This window comes from Aeromonas sp. S18(2024), assembly GCF_041402525.1.
Taxonomy (GTDB): Bacteria; Pseudomonadota; Gammaproteobacteria; order Enterobacterales; family Aeromonadaceae; genus Aeromonas; species Aeromonas enteropelogenes.
Genome location: NZ_JBGLQV010000003.1, coordinates 260,639 through 274,723 on the forward strand (window position 1 = coordinate 260,639; position 14,085 = coordinate 274,723).

At 58.0% G+C, this 14,085-nt stretch carries 10 protein-coding genes; 5 read left to right on the forward strand and 5 right to left on the reverse strand.

The genetic code is table 11. The features are described from left to right. Window positions 1-10: 10 nt before the first annotated feature. Window positions 11-817: a crotonase/enoyl-CoA hydratase family protein gene (locus ACB034_RS07415; RefSeq protein WP_371172494.1), complete on the reverse strand. Its 807-nt coding sequence runs from the start codon at window positions 815-817 to the stop codon at window positions 11-13. Between the two features lie 187 nt (window positions 818-1,004). Between ACB034_RS07415 and ACB034_RS07420 the strand changes: the two genes are divergently transcribed. The 4 genes from ACB034_RS07420 to ACB034_RS07435 all read left to right on the forward strand — a co-directional run bounded on the left by ACB034_RS07420 (window position 1,005) and on the right by ACB034_RS07435 (window position 5,494). After that, the gene (locus ACB034_RS07420; protein WP_371172495.1) at window positions 1,005-2,792 is read left to right on the forward strand and encodes a putative nucleotidyltransferase substrate binding domain-containing protein; all 1,788 of its coding nucleotides are present in this window, start codon (window positions 1,005-1,007) and stop codon (window positions 2,790-2,792) included. Window positions 2,793-2,794: 2 nt separating this feature from the next. Beyond that, window positions 2,795-3,421: a 3'-5' exonuclease gene (locus ACB034_RS07425; protein ID WP_268854277.1), complete on the forward strand. Its 627-nt coding sequence runs from the start codon at window positions 2,795-2,797 to the stop codon at window positions 3,419-3,421. Window positions 3,422-3,530: 109 nt separating this feature from the next. Continuing rightward, window positions 3,531-3,842: a DUF485 domain-containing protein gene (locus ACB034_RS07430; RefSeq protein WP_026458310.1), complete on the forward strand. Its 312-nt coding sequence runs from the start codon at window positions 3,531-3,533 to the stop codon at window positions 3,840-3,842. Next, entirely contained in the window at window positions 3,839-5,494 is a 1,656-nt protein-coding gene (locus ACB034_RS07435; protein ID WP_042069558.1) for a cation acetate symporter, read from the forward strand. The genes ACB034_RS07430 and ACB034_RS07435 overlap by 4 nt, the downstream gene beginning before the upstream one ends. A gap of 54 nt (window positions 5,495-5,548) precedes the next feature. On the opposite strand, the gene ACB034_RS07440 is transcribed toward ACB034_RS07435, so the two are convergent. Beyond that, window positions 5,549-6,799, reverse strand: coding sequence for a glycoside hydrolase family 18 protein (locus ACB034_RS07440; RefSeq protein WP_371172496.1), 1,251 nt, complete (start codon window positions 6,797-6,799; stop codon window positions 5,549-5,551). A 605-nt stretch (window positions 6,800-7,404) separates the two neighbouring features. Here ACB034_RS07440 and ACB034_RS07445 point away from each other — a divergent pair. Then, entirely contained in the window at window positions 7,405-8,997 is a 1,593-nt protein-coding gene (locus ACB034_RS07445) for an ABC-F family ATPase (RefSeq protein ID WP_371172497.1), read from the forward strand. Between the two features lie 154 nt (window positions 8,998-9,151). Here ACB034_RS07445 and ppiD read toward each other — a convergent pair whose 3' ends face one another. The 3 genes from ppiD to lon all read right to left on the reverse strand — a co-directional run bounded on the left by ppiD (window position 9,152) and on the right by lon (window position 14,083). Then, the gene (ppiD, locus tag ACB034_RS07450) at window positions 9,152-11,065 is read right to left on the reverse strand and encodes a peptidylprolyl isomerase (RefSeq protein ID WP_042069563.1); all 1,914 of its coding nucleotides are present in this window, start codon (window positions 11,063-11,065) and stop codon (window positions 9,152-9,154) included. Window positions 11,066-11,215: 150 nt separating this feature from the next. Further along, complete coding sequence (hupB, locus tag ACB034_RS07455) at window positions 11,216-11,488, reverse strand: nucleoid-associated protein HU-beta (protein WP_005315375.1); 273 nt, start codon at window positions 11,486-11,488, stop codon at window positions 11,216-11,218. A 240-nt stretch (window positions 11,489-11,728) separates the two neighbouring features. Next, window positions 11,729-14,083: an endopeptidase La gene (lon, locus tag ACB034_RS07460; protein WP_371172498.1), complete on the reverse strand. Its 2,355-nt coding sequence runs from the start codon at window positions 14,081-14,083 to the stop codon at window positions 11,729-11,731. Window positions 14,084-14,085: the final 2 nt, after the last annotated feature.

The following is a 14,085-nucleotide window of genomic DNA, read 5'->3' on the forward strand; positions in this document are numbered from 1 at the left end:
AGTCGCTGCGTCACAGGGCATTGCGTCTGGGCCCGAACGGCAAGCGCCAGCGCAGCAGGCTGTTGAGGGTGGCGCGCCACTGGTTGGGGCGTCCCAGGATCTGCTTTTGCAAGCGGGTCTCCTCCTTGAGCATCGCTTCGTCGCTGCGCGCCCACGCCTGACTGTAGAGCTGCTTGATCCCCGCCAGTGCATCAGGGGACTTGGTGATGAGCGTTCTGGCAAACTCTCGCGCCTCCCCCAGCGGATCCGGGCAAACCCGGCTGACCAGACCGAGGGTTTTCGCCTCCGGGGCTAGCAGCTCGCGGCCCGTCATGGCCAGCTCCATGGCGCTGTCCACTCCCATCAGGTTACGCATGGTGACGCTGCCGCTCATGTCGGGGATGATGCCCCACTTGATCTCCATCACCGAGAAGCGGCAATCCGGCGTGCTGAAGCGAAAATCGGCACCGAGCGCGATCTGCAGGCCGCCACCGAAACAGACCCCCTTAGTCACCGCGATGACAGGCACAGGTAACTGATGCCAGCCATAGGCCACCCGCTGGGCCAGGTTGGTGGCTTCGTCCGCCTCGCGCCTGAGGATCTCGAGGGCCGCCACCGGCTGCTTGAGCATGGACTTCACATCAAGCCCGGCACAAAATGCCCGCCCCTCACCATGGAGGATCACTGCCCGCAAGCCCTTGTGCCGTTGCAACTGGCCGAGCGTCTCGTCGATGGCACTGAACATGGCCCTGTCCAGCGCATTGAGTTTGTCTCCTCGCGTCAACATCACCTCGGCGATGCCGTCCCGAATCTCGCACTTGACCCTTGGTTTATCCATTTTCCTCTGCCTCTCCTGAGTATCAACTGGTCATACCACAACGTTATCAGAGTGTTACCGGCAGGTATAGGGAGCCCGCCATTTTCCTGCCCGGGAGTGCGTGCGAACGCCCAGTGCGACTAAAGTCGGCTGGCTGCCCCCCGGTCACTTTGTCAGACTGAGTCCATATCACTGGCCAGGGATCGCCATGACCACACTCTTCAACTTCGCCCGCCCGCCGTTTGACAATCTAGCCGCCGACGCCCGCCAGCGGCTCGAGCAGAGCCTCTCAATCTGCTACTTTCGCGCCGGCGAGACGGTACTCAGCGCAGGCGACACGCCCCCCGGCCTCTATCTCATCATCAAGGGCGCGGTGGAAGAGTCCGCCCCCCATCATCAATTTGGTGACTATGGTTGCGATGATCTGTTCGATGTGCGGGCCCAGTTTGATGGCCACTGCCGCCACACCTTCACCGCTCTGGAAGATACCCTCTGCCAGCTGATCCCTAGGCAAACCTTTCTGGCCCTGTGCGAGCAAGATCCCGCCTTTGCCGGCTACTTCACCGCCAACCTGGCAGAGCGTCAGCGCCAGCAGGAGCAGCGTGAGCAGCTGGGCCAGAAGAACCTGGCGGAGTTTATCCTGACCCGGATCGCCCCCGAACACCTGCAGCCGCCCCTTGTCGTCGACAATCGCCTATCGCTGCTGGCGGCCACCGAAGCCATGGTGGCCAAGGGCACCGACTGCCTCATCTATCCCGCCCGGGACGGCAGCCTGAGCCTTGCCACCCGCAAGACCCTGCTGCACGCCCTGACTCTCAAGGGGCTGCCCCTGACGGCGCCGCTCTCCCTGCTGACACCAGCCCCTCTGATCGGCCTGCCGCAGGAGAGCTATCTGTTCGATGCGCTGCTGCTGATGACCCGTCATCGCATCAAGCGGCTGGTGATCTGGCATCAAGGAGAGGTCGCCGGGATCCTGCAGCTCACGCAAGTACTGGGGCTCTTCTCCACCCACTCCCATGTGCTGACCCTGCGCATCGCCCGCGCCGATACACTCCCTGCGCTGGAGGCGGTGGCCCGCGAGCAGCTGCAACTGACCCGTTCCCTGTTTGCTCAGGGCATTCACACCGCCTTTTTGATGAGGCTCATCGCCACCGTCAACGAGCAGCTGATCGCCAAGGCGTTCGCCCTGGTGATCCCGCCCGAAGTGCAGGAGAAGGTGTGCCTGCTGATGCTGGGCTCGGAGGGGCGCGGCGAACAGATCCTCAAGACCGATCAGGACAATGCCCTGATCCTGCCTGCCGATCTGCACTGGCCCGGCCAAGAAGCAGATCTGGCCGCCTTCAGCGCCCTGCTGGAGCGCCTCGGCTATCCTCTCTGCCCCGGCCAGGTGATGGTCAACAACCCGGAGTGGGTCAAAACGGGGGAGCAGTGGCAAAGCGCCATCACCCGCGCCTGCACCATGGCCAGTGAGGCAGAGCTGCTCTGGCTTGCCACCCTGGCCGATGCCCATCCCATTGCCGGGGATCGCACTCTGCTCTCCCCCATTGCCCGCACCTTGCGGGAGCAACTGGGAGACAGGCGGGATCTGTTGGCGGAGATGGTGAGGCCGGCGGTAGCCTTTCATGCTCCCCTCACCCTGTTTGGCCGGCTGGAGCGTTCGGCCGAGGGGTTGGATCTCAAGCGGGGCGGACTCTTCCCGCTGGTGCACGGGATCCGCATGCTGGCGCTGGAGGCCGGCATACTGGAAACCGCTACCCTGGCACGCATCGATGCCCTGGTGGCGGCCGAGCGCATCAGCGCCGAGTATGGCAGCAACCTGGCGGAGGCATTCCGGCTGTTTATCCGCCTGCGCTTGCGCAGCCAGCTCAAAAATGGCGACAGCCGGGTGCAGGCCAATGAGCTCAGCCACAGCGAGCGGGATCTGCTGCGCCATGCCCTGCATCAGGTGAAAAAATTCCAGCAGTGGCTCACCTTGCACTTTCGTCTGAGGCAATGAGCATGCTGGACTGCCTGCGACGCTACTGGTATGGCCGCCCCTTTCGAAATGGGGAGTTTGCCCCGCTCTTTGCCGCGCCGCCGCAAGATGAGCTGGTTGCCCTCGATTTCGAGACCACCAGCCTGGATCCCGCCCGCGCCGAGATCGTTGCCATCGGCGCAGTACGGCTCCAGAGTAACCGGCTGCTGACCGGCGAGGCGCTTGCCATCAAGGTGCTTCCCCCCGCCAGCCTGACCGCCCAGTCCGTGACCATCCACGGCTTGCGCCACCAGGATCTGCAGCAGGGCATGCCGCTGGAAGCCGCGCTGCGCCAGCTGCTGGCCTTTATCGGGCCACGCGAACTGGTGGGTTATCACATCGCCTATGATCTGCGCATCCTCAACCTGGCCTGCCAGAAACAATGGGGCTTGACCCTGCCCCAACGGGGCATAGAGGTGAGCCGTCTCTATCACGACAGCCTCTATCGGCGTTACCCGGATGCAGTCATCGATCTGCACCTGGCCGCCATCTGCCATCATCTGGCCCTGCCTGCCCTGCCCGCCCACGATGCCCTTGCCGACGCCATCACGGCGGCGCTCATCTACCTGCGCCTCACCCGGGGCGGGCCACTGGCTTATCCCAAAGTCTAATTGTCCGCAAATAACATTTAATTCACATTTTGATTACATGAGCAGCCAAGCTGCTCGTCAGGGCAACCCCCTTTATCCACCGCTGACACTCATGTCATGGAGAACTGCAATGGAACAGCAAAGCTATCTGAGGATCCAGCAAGATCCCAACTTCCAGGAGCTGGTCGCCAAACGCCAGCGTTTTGCCTGGGCCCTCTCGGCCTTGATGCTGGGGCTCTACCTGGCGTTTATCCTGCTCATCGCCTTTGACCCTGCCTGGCTCGGCACCCCGCTGAGCGAAGGCTCCAATATTACCCGTGGCATCCCGGTCGGGGTGGGGCTGATCCTCGCCTCCTTCCTGCTGACCGGCATCTATGTGTTTCGTGCCAACGGCGAGTTTGACGAGCTGAACCAGAAGATCCTCAAGGGAGTGCAATCATGAAAGGCAAGTCTTTGCTGCTGTTGGCCTCTCTGGCCTCTTCCCCCCTGCTGGCAGCCGATGCGCTGACTGGCGACGTCCAGCGCCAGCCCCTCAACATCCCGGCCATCGTGATGTTTGTGGCGTTCGTGGCGGCGACCCTGTTCATTACCTACTGGGCCTCCAAGCGCAACCGCTCGGCCTCCGACTACTATGCGGCAGGCGGGCGTATCACCGGCTTCCAGAACGGTCTGGCCATCGCCGGTGACTATATGTCCGCCGCCTCCTTCCTCGGCATCTCCGCCCTGGTTTATACCTCGGGCTATGACGGCCTCATTTACTCCATCGGCTTCCTGGTGGGCTGGCCCATCATCCTGTTCCTGATCGCGGAGCGGCTGCGCAACCTTGGCAAGTACACCTTTGCCGATGTGGCCTCCTACCGCCTCAAGCAGACCGAGGTGCGTACCCTCTCCGCCTGCGGCTCTCTGGTGGTGGTCTCCCTCTACCTGATCGCCCAGATGGTGGGTGCCGGCAAGCTCATCGAACTGTTGTTCGGCCTGCAATACCACATCGCCGTGGTGCTGGTCGGCATCCTGATGGTGCTCTACGTGCTGTTTGGCGGCATGCTGGCCACCACCTGGGTACAGATCATCAAGGCAGTGATGCTGCTCTCCGGTGCCAGCTTCATGGCGCTGATGGTGATGAAGTCGGTCAACTTCGATTTCGGCACCCTGTTCTCCGAGGCGGTCAAGGTGCACGCCAATGGCGCCGCCATCATGAGCCCGGGCGGTCTGGTCTCCGACCCCGTCTCCGCCATCTCGCTCGGATTGGCATTGATGTTCGGTACCGCCGGTCTGCCCCATATCCTGATGCGTTTCTTCACCGTGAGTGACGCCAAGGAAGCGCGTAAATCCGTGTTCTACGCCACCGGCTTCATCGGCTACTTCTACATCCTGACCTTTATCATCGGCTTTGGTGCCATCCTGCTGGTCAGCACCAACCCGGCCTTCAAGGACGCCACCGGGGCCCTGCTCGGCGGCACCAACATGGCCGCAGTCCACCTGGCCGACGCCGTGGGTGGCAGCCTGTTCCTGGGCTTCATCTCTGCCGTCGCCTTTGCCACCATCCTGGCGGTTGTGGCAGGCCTGACTCTGGCGGGTGCCTCTGCAGTCTCCCATGACCTCTATGCCAGCGTGCTGAAGAAGGGCAAGGCCAACGAAGCAGACGAGCTGCGCGTCTCCAAGATGACGACCCTGGTGCTGGGCGTGGTCGCCATCGGTCTGGGGATCCTGTTCGAGAAGCAGAACATCGCCTTCATGGTGGGTCTGGCCTTCTCCATCGCGGCAAGTTGCAACTTCCCGGTGCTGTTCCTCTCCATGTTCTGGTCCCGTCTGACCACCCGTGGCGCCGTCTACGGTGGCTGGCTGGGTCTGGCGAGCGCAGTCACCCTGATGGTGCTGGGCCCGACCGTGTGGGTGAAGGTGTTGGGTCATGCCCAGGCCATCTTCCCCTACGAGTACCCGGCGCTCTTCTCCATGGGGCTGGCATTTGTCGGGATCTGGTTCTTCTCTGTTACCGACAAGTCCCAGGCTGCCGCCGACGAACACGCCAAGTTCCTGCCGCAGTTCGTCCGCTCCCAGACCGGGCTCGGCGCCTCCGGTGCGACCTCCCACTAACAGTCAAGGTCTTGAGACAAGCCGGCCCAGTGCCGGCTTTTTCTTTTCCTTTTGTCATTGCCGTTCATAAACTCGTTTCCCAACCCTCACTGACGTCTGGTCTGCAACCCAGGCTGGATTTTGCGTGCAAATATTATCAACCGTCATGCCGCTCATGACCTGGTAGGCCGCATGGATCAGCGAATACTCGGGTTTCATCGCATCGAGAGGCGCCTCCCAAAACATGACGCCACCCAGTTTCGTTGATAATGCAAGCTCGGTTTTCTTAATAATAAGGGAGAGACCATTATAATAATTGGTTTTGTTTTCGGCTGGCTTGGCCACATCAGGTATAAATTCAAAGCTATTTCTGCACGCATTCACAACGCTGTAGCCCTGCGGAGAGACAAGCTCGCCAAATTCATTCTGGTTCCAACTCGACGTATCTTCATTTTCCTGATCCGGATGTTGTAATGTGATGTAGCTCCAATCTTGCCAATTGTTTCGGCTATAGACGGGCAACCCCAACATCACTTTCTGCGGTGGTACTTTTCTTTCGTTTACCCAGTAATCAATACTGTCTATCGCATGTTGAAAGGTACTGTGATTTTCAAATTCCATGTCGTATGCCATGAGATTGATACTATCAAAATCTTTTAACGTTGAATCCAGATATGCGTCGGCATTCCCGCTATCTGTCATCTTATCTCTGGTACCAATGACTGCTGACGAAAAATATTTATTCCGTCTATGTAATTCATTGGCAAGCTCTCTGACAAATAAAGCGTATTCGTCTGCAAATTGCACCCTAGGGTATTCCCAGTCAATATCAATACCATCAGCACCATACTCTTCAACAAGTGCCATTATGTCAGAGATAAATAGCTTTCGTTTTTCAACATTGCGCGCTATCTCTTCAAACACCAGATCGAAACCGTCATCATCTCCTCTCCAACCGCCTATCGCGATATATATCCTGGCATTCGGATTGGATTCCTTTCTATAGGCAACCAGCTTATCCAGATCTTGTTTCTGGGCTGGCGTCAATGACTCCAACTCACCCGTAGCGGCATCTCGTGGATTAACAAAGGCGACCACATAATCAGTTATCTCCTTTCCTCTGGCCTGTATATTCTGCATAAATGTCTTTTCATAACGGCCAATTGACAGGTACACAATATTACGCGGTGTTGTTATCACATCAGGCCCGGCAATAGCCTCTGGTAGTTCAATCGAACTCGGTTTTTCATCGACATACCTGATGTCAGTCTTGCAACCATAAAGCATCGTTATAATGATCATGATAAATAGCAATATTTTTGACATGCCACTCTTCTCCCTCTATCACTAGTTTTCATCACTCGTCAACATCTACCATCGCCAGTTAAAACGCCATAATTGCAGGACGTATCACATCCGCTTCTCATGCAAAGATGGATGAATATATCGACTGGCTATTAGCCGTATAGTTCATATACCCCCAAAAAACTCACTTAATTATATTTCGAGCAACCATATGTTCGAGATAATAATAGTCAAAGAGATAACGCACAATCCTGTGACTCGAATAGCATTATTTGATTTTGCAATACGCTGAAAAAAAACTATGATTTGAGACGCGACAACTTTTGACTATTTTCAAATGAGCATTACTTTCCCCCTGAAACAGGTTGAATTTGCTTCTCGGTAGGATATCTGCGTTAAACATGCATACGCGGGAGTTGTCATTAATAATCCGGCCATGAGGGGAAGTCCCTGGCGACACAATATGTGTGGCCATCTGCATCTGTCCAAGACCGACAGCGGCGTTATGCTGACATCATGTCGCCTCGCCCCTCTCCAGACCGATCAAGATCACAGTTCCTGCTAAAACTTTCGAGGGATTTGTGCCATAATGCGCGCCATTTGACAGACCAACCGGGACACCTACCTTGTTAAGCAGCAATAACATCACCATGCAGTTTGGCGCCAAGCCGCTGTTTGAGAACATCAACGTCAAGTTTGGCGGCGGCAACCGCTATGGCCTTATCGGCGCCAACGGCTGTGGCAAGTCCACCTTTATGAAGATCCTCGGCGGCGATCTGGAGCCCAGCGGCGGTAATGTGAGCCTGGACGTCAACGAGCGTATCGGTAAGCTGCGTCAGGATCAGTTCGCCTACGAAGAGATGCGCGTACTGGACGTGGTCATGATGGGCCACACCGAGCTGTGGGCCGCCATCGCCGAGCGCGATGCCATCTACGCCAACCTGGAGGCCACCGACGAAGACTACATGAAGGCTGCCGAGCTGGAAGGGCTGGTCGCCGAATATGACGGCTACACCGCCGAAGCCCGCGCCGGCGAGCTGCTGCTGGGTGTCGGCATTCCGCTGGAGCAGCACAACGGCCCCATGAGCGCCGTGGCGCCGGGCTGGAAGCTGCGGGTGCTGCTGGCCCAGGCCCTCTTCTCCAATCCCGATATCTTGCTGCTGGACGAACCGACCAACAACCTGGACATCAACACCATTCGCTGGCTGGAGCAGGTACTGAACGAGCGCGAGAGCACCATGATCATCATCTCTCACGACCGTCACTTCCTGAACTCCGTCTGCACCCACATGGCGGATCTGGATTACGGCGAGCTGCGGGTCTACCCGGGCAACTACGACGACTACATGTTGGCCGCCACCCAGGCGCGCGAGCGCCTGCTGGCCGACAACGCCAAGAAGAAAGCCCAGATCGCCGATCTGCAGTCCTTCGTGTCACGCTTCAGCGCCAACGCCTCCAAGTCCCGTCAGGCGACCTCCCGCCTCAAGCAGATCGACAAGATCAAGATTGAGGACGTCAAGGTCTCCAGCCGCCAGAACCCCTTTATCCGCTTCGAGCAGGACAAAAAGCTCTATCGCAATATTCTGGAAGTGGAAGGCGTCTCCAAGGGTTATGGCGAGGATCCCCTGTTCAAGGGCCTCAACATGATGCTGGAAGTGGGCGAGAAGGTCGCCATCCTGGGTACCAACGGTATCGGTAAATCCACCCTGATAAAAACCCTGGTAGGCGATCTGGCGCCGGACAGCGGCACCGTCAAATGGTCTGAAAACGCCCAGATCGGTTACTACGCGCAGGATCACGCCGAAGACTTCGACACCGATCTCAACGTGTTCGACTGGATGGCCCAGTGGAAACAGGAGAACGAAGACGAACAGGCAGTGCGCTCCGTGCTCGGTCGTCTGCTGTTCTCCCAGGACGACATCAAGAAGCCGGTCAAGGTACTCTCCGGTGGTGAGCAGGGCCGCATGCTGTTTGGCAAGCTGATGATGCAGCGCCCCAACATCCTGATCATGGATGAGCCGACCAACCACCTGGACATGGAATCAATCGAATCGCTGAACATGGCGCTGGAGCTCTATCAAGGGACTCTCATCTTCGTCTCCCACGACCGTGAGTTCGTCTCCTCCCTGGCGACTCGCATCCTGGAACTGACCGAGGATGGCATCCGCGACTTTGGCGGTACCTACGAGGATTACCTGCGCACTCAGGGCGTACAATAATCCCCTCCTCTGCTCGGCAGATAAAAGTCAAAACCGGCACTCGATGCCGGTTTTTTTATGCTGGCCTGTAGGCCGATTGCATCAATTGGTGAATGGCAGATAACAAAACGGCTCCATCAAGGAGCCGTTTGCAATATGGGGAGTATCTTGTCGATTACTCGACGGTCGCTTCCACGCTGGTGAAGTACTCGATCTTGGCTGATTTGCGCAGCTCTTCGATCAGGGACTTGTAATCGGCCTGTGCCCGACCCTGACCCAGCTGGCCTTGCAGCAGACTGACCATCTGGGACGGCGCCGCCGGGACATTCACCTTGTCCAGTGCGACGACCACGCGATCGCCGTTGGTCTCGGTAACCAGCGCCACGCTCGGCTTGCCATCTTTCGGATGGGGCAGCATGAACACCTGGGCAACCAGGTTCTGATCCAGCTGGCGATCGAAGCGGGCAATCCCCTTGTGGGTCTCGACCTTCAGATCAAGCGCCGCCAGATCAGCCTTGATGTCGTCGCCGGCTTTCAGTTTCTCCAGCAGGCTCTGTGCCTTGCCACGGGCCACTTCGCTCGCCTTGTCGTGCTTGATGGCGGCAATCACCTGATCTTTCACCTCGGCCAGCGGCTTGGCCGCTTTCGGCTGATAACCGGTGATATGCAGCACCAGCGCCTTGCCATCGGAGAGTTCGATCACGTCGGAGTTGGTGTTGTCATCGCGCAGCTGTTCGGAGAAGGCCACGGAGAGCACCTTGGGATCGTTCAGCGGAGCCGGGGCATTGACCTGGCTGAAATAGTCGGAAGACACCACCTTCATGCCCATGGCGTCGGCGGTCAGATCCAGCGAGTCCGGGTTCTCGAAGCTGCTGTCAGCCATCTTCTGCTGCTCGGCGAAGAACTGCTCCTTGGCCTTGTCGGTTTGCAGACGGGCGATGGTCTCTTCTTTCACATCGGCAAACGGCTTGGTCTGGGCCGGTTCAACCGCCAGCAGCTTGATGATGTGGAAACCGAACGGGCTCTTCACCACGCCAGAGAGATCGCCTGCCTTGGTCAGCGCAAAGGCAGCCTGTTCAAACGCCGGATCCATCACCCCTTTTTCGAACCAGTCCAGTTCACCGCCCTTCTTGGCGGAGAAGGTGTCGGAGGAGTTGGCCTTGGCCAGCGCGGCAAAGTCTTCTCCACTCTTGGCCTTGGCCAGGAGCTCGTCGGCCTGCTTCTCGGCCGCCTTCTCATCCTTGCCAAACGGGATCAGGATGTGGGCAACCTGGCGACGCTCGGGACGCTGGAACAGATCCTGGTGCTGATCGTAGTAATCCTGGGCATCCTGCTCGGACACTTTGATGTTTTTGCCGAGGTTGGCAGCATCCAGCAGCAAATAGTCCACCTTGACCTGCTCGTCGTTCATGAAACGGGCGCTATTGGTCTTGTAGAACTGCTCCAGCTCGTTGTCGGAGACCTGGACATCACCCATGTAGTTGGCGGCAGCCAGACGCACCAGACGCAGATCACGGGTCTGGTTGTAGAGCTTGTCGATCTGCTCGGCTTCCCCCTTGAGGGTAAATTCGGTCCCGACCAGGGCACCCATCAACTGTTGGCGCACCATGTCCTGGCGCAGGGACTCGCTGAACATCTCCGGGGTCATGCCGGCGCGGCGGATGAGTTGCAGGTAGCGGTCATTGTTGAACTTGCCATCTTCGGCAAACTCGGGCATGGCGACGATAGCCTGCTTGATCTGCTCGTCACTGACTCGCAGACCCAGTTCATGGGCCTTGCTGTCCAGCAGCGCCTGATCGATCAGACGGTCCAGCACGCCGCGGCGGAACTGTTTCATGTACTCGGGGTTGGCGGCCAGCTGGCTGAAGGCTTCTCCCATCTGGGATTCCATGCGGGCGCGCTCGTTGCGGTAGGCATTTTCCAGTGCGGCAGCACTGATATCCGTGCCATTGACGGTAGCGGGGGCGGTACGGGCCGGGCCGTTCAGGTAGCTGCCTACACCAGCCAAGGCAAAGGAGAGAATGATCAGGCCCAAGATAACCTTGGCTACCTTGCCCTGCGCCCCTTCGCGTAGTTTATCCAACATCATGTTTGTACTTATGCTCCCGAACTCGATGGGCGTAAATAATAAAAAGGCGCACCGATTGCGATGCGCCTTGGTCAATCAGTATGAGAGAAGACTCTCTAACTTGTCTGGTCTGCGACCAAGGACGGTAGCCGACGTATATCAGCGTCCGGCTTAGTTAACAGCGTCTTTCAGTGCCTTACCGGCTTTGAAGGCAGGAACTTTACCAGCAGCGATTTCGATGGTCGCGCCAGTTTGCGGGTTACGGCCGGAACGGGCAGCACGCTCGCGAACAGCAAAAGTACCGAAGCCAACCAGGGCAACCTGGTCACCCTCTTTCAGGGCTTCACCAACAGCATCAATGAAGGCATCCAACGCACGGCCAGCAGCAGCTTTGGAGATATCGGCACCGTCTGCAATCTTGTCAATCAGTTGAGATTTATTCACTCTTATTTTCCCCTATTATCGAACACCGCTGCGGCGCTGATTTCCCTGGCCACAACAAGTGGAGGTTTTATAGCAAGCCTCCTGACCAGTTGCAAGTGACAATCTGGCGCAAACCCGCGCCACATAACGCATTGCGACTCATCACGAGTACCCGATCGGTGGTCAAGGCTACTTCCGTTGCCGGACGCATGCAAGCCTTAACCACCGCCTGAATGCGCCAAATTTGCGGCGCATCAACATTTACAGGGTAGAAACCCGTTCAAACCCTTGCGGATTGTCCTGCAATGCCAGTTCCAACACCTCGTCAATCCAGCGAACCGGATAAATTTCAAGGTCTTGTTTGACGTTTGCCGGGATCTCCTCGAGGTCCCGTTCGTTCTCTTTGGGGATCAGCACGCGCTTGATGCCACCACGATGGGCTGCCAGCAGCTTCTCCTTGAGACCACCGATAGGCAGTACCTCACCCCGCAGGGTGATCTCCCCAGTCATGGCCACATCGGCACGAACCGGATTGCCGGTCAAGCTGGAGACCAGGGCGGTACACATGGCGATACCTGCGCTCGGGCCATCTTTCGGGGTCGCCCCTTCTGGCACGTGCACGTGGATGTCGCGCTTCTCGTAGAAGTCTGCATTGATGCGGAGCTTCTCGGCGCGAGCCCGCACCACCGTCATGGCCGCCTGGATGGACTCCTGCATCACGTCCCCAAGAGACCCCGTGTAGGTGAGCTTGCCCTTGCCCGGCATATTGGTGGTTTCGATGGTGAGCAGATCGCCCCCCACTTCAGTCCACGCCAAGCCACAGACTTGACCAATCTGGTTCTGATCGGTCGCCTTGCCGTAGTCAAAGCGCTGAACCCCGAGGAACTCCTTGAGGTTCTCCTGGTTGACCAGAACATGTTTGATGCTCTTGTCCAGCAGGATGCGTTTGACCGCCTTGCGACAGATCTTGGAGATTTCGCGCTCCAGGCTACGTACCCCCGCCTCGCGGGTGTAATAACGAATAACGCCAATCAGAGCGGAATCCTCGATGGTAATCTCGGACTCTTTCAGGCCGTTGCGCTGGATCTGCTTGGCCACCAGGTGCTGCTTGGCGATGTTGAGCTTCTCGTCTTCGGTGTAACCGGAGAGACGGATCACCTCCATCCGGTCCAGCAGCGGACCCGGGATGTTCATGGAGTTGGAGGTGGCCACGAACATCACGTCCGACAGGTCATAATCCACTTCCAGATAGTGATCGTTGAAGCTGTTGTTCTGCTCCGGATCCAGCACTTCCAGCAGCGCAGAGGCGGGATCGCCGCGCATGTCCGAGCTCATCTTGTCGATCTCGTCGAGCAGGAACAGCGGGTTCTTCACGCCAACTTTTGCCATTTTCTGGATGAGCTTGCCGGGCATGGAGCCGATGTAGGTACGACGGTGACCGCGGATCTCCGCCTCGTCACGCACGCCCCCTAAGGCCATACGCACGTATTTGCGACCGGTCGCCTTGGCGATGGACTGACCCAGGGAGGTCTTGCCGACACCGGGAGGGCCAACCAGACAGAGGATCGGGCCCTTGAGCTTGTTCACCCGCGCCTGTACCGCCAGATACTCGAGGATCCGATCCTTGACCTTCTCAAGGCCATAGTGATCGGCGTCCAGCACCTCCTGCGCCTTGCCAAGATCTTTTTTGACCTTGGAGCGCGCCTTCCAGGGCACCTGCACCATCCAGTCGACGTAGCTACGCACGACGGTGGCTTCCGCCGACATGGGTGACATCATCTTCAGCTTGGCAAGCTCGGCCTGAGCCTTCTCGCGGGCGTCGGCGGGCATGCCGGCCTCTTCAATCTTGCGATTGAGGGCTTCGAATTCATCCGGGCTGTCTTCCAGCTCACCCAGCTCTTTCTGGATGGCCTTCATCTGCTCGTTGAGATAGTACTCTCGCTGGCTCTTCTCCATCTGCTTCTTGACGCGGGTACGGATGCGTTTCTCGACCTGCAAGAGGTCAATCTCCGACTCCATCATCGCCATCAGGAATTCGATGCGCTCGGAGACGGAGACGATTTCCAGCACCTTCTGCTTGTCTTCGAGCTTGAGCGGCATGTGGGCGGCCATGGTATCAGCCAGGCGCGCCGCATCATCGATCGCCGAAATCGAGGTGAGCACCTCGGGCGGGATCTTCTTGTTGAGCTTGATATAACCTTCAAACTGACCGATGGCCGAGCGAACCAGGACTTCCTGATCCTTGTCGTCAATGGCTTTTGAGGGAATGTACTGGGCCTCGCAGACAAAGAAATTCTTGTCGTCGATCATCCGCTCCAGGCGAGCACGCTGGCCCCCCTCTACCAGCACCTTGACGGTGCCGTCGGGCAGCTTGAGCATCTGCAGAATATTGGCCACTGTCCCGACGGAGAAAATCTCCTCCACCGTCGGCTCATCGGTTGACGCATCCTTCTGGGCCACCAGCAGGACTTTCTTGTCCTGCTCCATGGCCGCTTCCAGACAGCGAATGGATTTTTCCCGCCCCACAAAGAGTGGAATGACCATGTGGGGGTAAACCACCACGTCACGAAGAGGCAGGACGGGAATCTCGATGCGTTCTGAACGCTCTAGGTTCATAT